This window comes from Microbacterium sp. CCH5-D1 (assembly GCF_001557335.1).
Lineage (GTDB): Bacteria > Actinomycetota > Actinomycetes > Actinomycetales > Microbacteriaceae > Microbacterium > Microbacterium oxydans.
Window position 1 is genome coordinate 1 of the sequence record NZ_LSJW01000222.1, and the last position, 5,187, is coordinate 5,187.

General features: G+C 69.9%; 5 protein-coding genes. 2 read left to right on the top strand and 3 right to left on the bottom strand.

Annotated elements, in window-relative coordinates:
* Both AX744_RS13165 and AX744_RS13170 read right to left on the bottom strand, forming a co-directional pair.
* Window positions 1–737, bottom strand: a 737-nt coding sequence (locus AX744_RS13165; protein WP_197429235.1) for a class II aldolase/adducin family protein, incomplete at its 3' end; no start/stop codon positions are given.
* A gap of 102 nt (window positions 738–839) precedes the next feature.
* A complete protein-coding gene (locus AX744_RS13170) occupies window positions 840–1,601 on the bottom strand; it encodes a DeoR/GlpR family DNA-binding transcription regulator (protein WP_058630755.1) in 762 nt (253 codons plus the stop codon).
* Between the two features lie 117 nt (window positions 1,602–1,718).
* Here AX744_RS13170 and AX744_RS13175 point away from each other — a divergent pair, with 117 nt between their 5' ends.
* Both AX744_RS13175 and AX744_RS13180 read left to right on the top strand, forming a co-directional pair.
* Window positions 1,719–2,504 (top strand): SDR family NAD(P)-dependent oxidoreductase, encoded by a 786-nt coding sequence (locus AX744_RS13175; RefSeq protein WP_046748665.1) that lies wholly within the window; start codon window positions 1,719–1,721, stop codon window positions 2,502–2,504.
* 53 nt (window positions 2,505–2,557) lie between these two features.
* Window positions 2,558–4,006: a rhamnulokinase gene (locus tag AX744_RS13180; RefSeq protein WP_061017359.1), complete on the top strand. Its 1,449-nt coding sequence runs from the start codon at window positions 2,558–2,560 to the stop codon at window positions 4,004–4,006.
* A gap of 19 nt (window positions 4,007–4,025) precedes the next feature.
* Here the strand turns inward: AX744_RS13180 and AX744_RS13185 are convergent, their stop codons facing one another.
* Window positions 4,026–4,958 carry a sugar-binding transcriptional regulator gene (locus AX744_RS13185; RefSeq protein WP_197429236.1) on the bottom strand — a complete coding sequence of 311 codons (933 nt, stop codon included), beginning with the start codon at window positions 4,956–4,958 and terminating at the stop codon, window positions 4,026–4,028.
* Window positions 4,959–5,187: the final 229 nt, after the last annotated feature.

The following is a 5,187-nucleotide window of genomic DNA, read 5'->3' on the forward strand; positions in this document are numbered from 1 at the left end:
CACCGCAGCCGCCTACATCGCGGAGAACGGCAAGGCCGATCCCCAGCCGGGAGGGCCTCGAAGCCCGAGCGGACGCCGCCGAACGGATCGGCCTTGCCGTTCTCCGCGATGTAGGCGGCTGCGGTGTCGATGATCCAGAGGGAGTTCGCCTCCGCCTCCTCCGAGGTGTCGGCCCAGGCGGTGATGCCGTGTCCGCCGAGGATGCAGCCGATCGCCTGCGGGTTCTGCTTCTTGATCTCGGCGATGTCGAGTCCGAGCTGGAAGCCGGGCCGCCGCCACGGCACCCAGACGACCTTCTCACCGAAGATCTTCGCGGTCAGCGCTTCTCCGTCGGCCGCGGTGGCGATCGCGATGCCCGAGTCGGGGTGCAGGTGGTCGACGTGGGCGGCGTCGACCAGGCCGTGCATGGCGGTGTCGATCGACGGCGCAGCCCCGCCCTTGCCGTGCAGGCAGTAGTCGAACGCGGCGACCATCTCGTCCTCGCGGTCGAGCCCGGGGTACACGTCGACGAGAGCGCGCATGCGGTCGAGGCGCAGCACCGCGAGGCCCTGCTCGGTCAGCGTGCCCAGGTCGCCACCCGAACCCTTGACCCACATCAGCTCGACCGGCTGCCCCGTCACCGGATCGATCTCGGTGCCCTTCGCGGAGGTGTTCCCGCCGGCGTAGTTGGTGTTCTTCGGGTCGGCGCCGAGGCGGTTCGACCGGGCGATCAGAGCGGCGGCGGTGGCGTTGGTCATGACTCTCCAAGACAGGGGCGGTGCACACGACCGTGCACACTCATACTGTTACTTCATGTGAAAGATAACACGAACCGACGTCAAGAAGAAGGGTTCCGGTGATCAGAGAATGTCCGCGATCCCTCGGAAGGCATCCAGCCGCTCGTCCGCGGGATCGAGCTCCGTGATCAGCACGGAGATCTCATCGCCGTCGAGCGCGCGGGCCACCGAGCGACGGCCGAGCTTGCTGGAGTCGACGCACACGACCGTCGTTCCGGCGTTCGCGGCCATCGCCTGCTTCAGCTCGGCCTCTTCGACCGACACCTCGGACGTGCCGTCGGCGCCGTCGAGCGCATCCGCCGAGGAGAAGAACGCGTCGAAGTAGACCGAGCGCATGCTCCGGCGGGCGATCGGCCCGACGAGACTGCCCGTGGTGGGCTCGGCCGTGCCGCCGGAGATCACCGCGGTGACGCCGTCCAGCGGCTGCAGCACCTGGAACGACTCGAACGAGTTCGTGTAGACGGTGAGCCCTGCGCGCGGCCCGATCGCCGACGCGAGCATGTTGACCGTCGAGGAGGCATCGAAGGCGACACTCCCCTGGGCGGGGACGAGGCGCAGGGCCTTCTCGGCGATCGCTCGCTTCGCGCTGGCCCTGATGGCCCGACGCGCATCGAAGGGGCGGGCGCGCGGCGCCGCCGTCGCCCCGCCGCGCACGCGGCGCACACGACCCTCCGCCTCGAGTTCGAGCAGGTCTCGACGGATCGTCATCGACGACACCGCGAAGAGCTCGGCCGCAGCCTCGATCATCACACCCTGGGGGCCGTTGGCGAGTTCGACGAGTTCGTCTCGGCGTCGTTGCGCCTCGAGATTGCCGGAAAGAGCCATGGGAGGAATCTATCCGGTGCGCGCGATGAGACGGATCGCGCGACCAGCGACCTCGATCGCGCGCGCTCATATGAGCGGTGACTGTTCCAGGTTGAGCGCCCCCGCTAGGCTCTGCTCATGCTCGGAAACACCACGGAACCACTCCTCGGCCGCGTGGCCGTCGTCACCGGCGGAGCGCGGGGCCTCGGCTACGCCATGGCCGAGGCCCTCGCCTCCGGGGGCGCCGAGGTCGCACTCCTCGACCGCCTCGACACCGTCGCCGAAGCCGCCGATGCCCTGGAGTCCGCTTCGGGTCGACGCTGCCTGGGCGTCAGCGTCGATGTCGCCTCTGAGGCATCCGTCGCCGCCGCCTTCGACATCATCGGCGAGCGGCTGGGCGCGGCAGACGTGCTCGTCAACAGCGCCGGCATCACATCGGGCACGCCCCTCCTCGACACCAGCACGGACGACTGGCGGCGGGTGCTCGACGTCAACGTCACCGGCACCTTCGTCACGAGCCGTGAGTTCGCACGCCGGCACGTCGAGGCGGACCGCGGCAACCCGGCCAGCATCGTCAACGTGTCGTCGATGTCGGCGTTCGCCGTGAACATCCCGCAGACCCAGGCCGCCTACAACACCTCGAAGGCCGCGGTGTCGATGTTCACGAAGAGCGCGGCGATCGAATGGTGGCCTCTCGGCATCCGCGTCAACGCGATCGCCCCCGGATACTTCGCCAGCGACATGACCAGGGACTTCGTGGCGGAGAACCCCGAGATGGCCGACGAGTGGGTACGGCGCATCCCGGCGGGGCGCATGGGACAACCCGAAGAGCTCGGCGACCTGCTGGTCTATCTCGCGAGCGAGCGCTCGAGCTATGTCGTGGGGCAGAGCATCCTCATCGACGGGGGATACACCAGCGTCTGAGGGCTCACCGGACCATAGGCCCGAACCAGAGGCCCGGCCATAGGCTGAGTGGCATGCCCGAACTGCCCCTCGGCTCGGCGACCTTCCGAGCTGCCGCCGTCGATCTCGGCGGGTCCAGCGGTCGTGTCGTGAGCGCGACCGTCGACGGCGAGCGGTTGCGGATCGACGGGGTGCACCGGTTCCGCAACCGTGCGTTCACGGATGAGCTCGGCCTGCGGTGGGACGCGCAACGGCTGTATCGAGATGCACTCGTCGGCCTCACCCGGCTGCGCAGGGAGGGGCCGGCCTTCACCAGCATCGGCGTCGACGCGTGGTCGGGCGACTACGGCCTGCTCGGCTACGACGGTCTCCTCGATGCTCCCTTCCATCAGCGCGACGCCCGCACCGAGCGCAGCTTCCCGATCGTCGAGGAGATCCTGCCCGCCGCCGAGGCCTTCCGCACGACCGGGGTCACCGCGCTCCCCATCATGACGATCTATCAGCTGGCGGCCGACCGGGAGGCCGGACGCCTCGACACCGTGCAGCAGATGCTGCTGATGCCCGATCTGCTCGGACGCTGGCTCGGCGCCGCGGACGTCGCCGAGGCCACGAACGTCTCCAGCACCGGCCTCGCACTCCCCCGCGGCGGCGGCTGGGATGTCAGCCGGATCGAGGCTCTGGGCCTGCCGTCGAGGATCTTCCCCGACGTCGTCTCCCCCGGCACGGTGACCGGCCGTGTCTCCGAGGGGATCCTCGCCCCCGGGGACGCGACCGACATCACCGCCGTGGCCTCACACGACACCGCGAGCGCGGTGATCGCCGTGCCAGCCCGCGATCAGGATTTCGCGTACGTCTCGTGCGGCACCTGGATCCTCACCGGCGTCGAGGTCGATCACCTCATCACCAGCGACCGCGCCCGCGAAGCGGGTTTCACGAACGAGCTCGGCCTCGACGGCACCGTACGGTTCCTGCGCATCGCCGCGGGACTCTGGATCGTCAACGAATGCATGCGGGAATGGGGGCTCGACGGCTGGGGGGCGCGCAGCACAGCCGCCCGCCGCGACCTGCTGGCCCGTGCGGACGCCGCCCCGAGCGCCGGAGTGCTGGTCGACACCGGCGACCCCCGCCTGCTGCGACCGGGGCAGATGACCGCGCGCATCGCCGAACTCGTGGCCGAGTCCGGCGGACGCATGCCGACCGACCGCGCCGGAGTGGTGCGGCTGGTGCTGGAGAGCCTCGGCGCCTTCGTCGCCCGGCAGGTCGAGGAAGCGGCGACGCTCTCGGGCGTGGACGTGCGGGTGATCCATCTGGTCGGGGGCGGCTCCGAGTCGTCGATCCTCGCCCAGGCGGTCGCGGATCGCTCCGGCCGGACGGTGACGGCCGGGCCATCGGAGGCCACATCGATGGGGAACCTCCTGGTGCAGGCCCGTGCGCACGGCGCAGTGCACGGAGGCCTCGCCGACCTGCGCCGCATGGTGCGCGCCTCCACCGAGCTGCGCAACTACGAACCCGCCCCGCGCTGATGCGGTGCGCAGGTCGCGCTCAGACCGGCGACTCGAGCAGCCGTCGGGCGAGAGCCGCGTCCGTCACCAGGGAGTCGACGATCCCGGAACGCAGCGCAGCGATGACGGCACCTGTCTTCGACGGGCCGCCTGCCACCGCGATCACCTCGGGGATGTGCCGCAGCTGCTCGGTGGACACCGCGAGCGACCGCTCGGCCACCGACCCCACCACGGCTCCGTTCTCGTCGATGAGCGTCGCGCAGATCTCCGCCTTGACGCCGGCGGCGAGCAACTCGTCGAGCGCGCCCGCCCTCCCCGCATTGTCGTAGAGCTGAGAGTCGGGCGGACTCCACGATCCGACCGCGACGACGGCCTTGGTCACCGAGTCGAACCGGCGGAAGGTCTCCATGATGCCGGGTTCGCGCCGCAGAGCGGAGGCGGTCGCTGCGGTCTCCACGAGCAGGGGCGCGAAGATGGCGCGGGAGCGACCGCCCGAGATCCGACTCACCTGGCGGATCACCTCGACGCCGTTCTCGGGCGTCGGCGCGGCGACCCCGGCGAGCTGGACGACCTCGCACGTCGCCAGGGTGCGCAGGTGCCCGGCCATCGCGGTCAGGGTGCGACCGGCCGTGAGCCCGAGCACGTCGCCGTCGGTGACGATCTCGCTGAGCAGGTCGGCGGCGGCACGACCCAATCGGTCCTGGATCAGCTCGGGCGTCGTCCCCGGGGTGATCACCGCGAGAGCGCGTGTGAGGCCGAACCGAGCGCGCAGCTGCATCGACAGGTCGAGATCGAGCGAGTCCGGCGCCTCGATCGTGATCTTGACCAGCCCCTGCTCGAGCGCATCCTCCAGCATCCGGGCGATCTTGAAGCGCGAGAGCGCGAGCTCTTCCGCGATCTCGATCTTCGTCCGCCCTTCGAGGTAATGCCGGCGTGCGACGTGCGAGATCCGCACCAGCTCATCGGGTCCCATGTCGCCTCTTCCTCTCACGCCGCCAAGTCCGATCAGCATATCCGGATCCGACCGCTTGCGCTCATCTGAGCACCTGGTTGTCTCATCCGTCACGCATGGCTAATGTCGGTCGAGCAATCACGACCGCGCGACTGCACACGCACCACGAGGAGCCCGATGAAGCGCACTGAACTGCCGACGACCATGCGTGCGAGCGTGCTGGTCCGAGCCGGCGAGCTGACGATCGAGA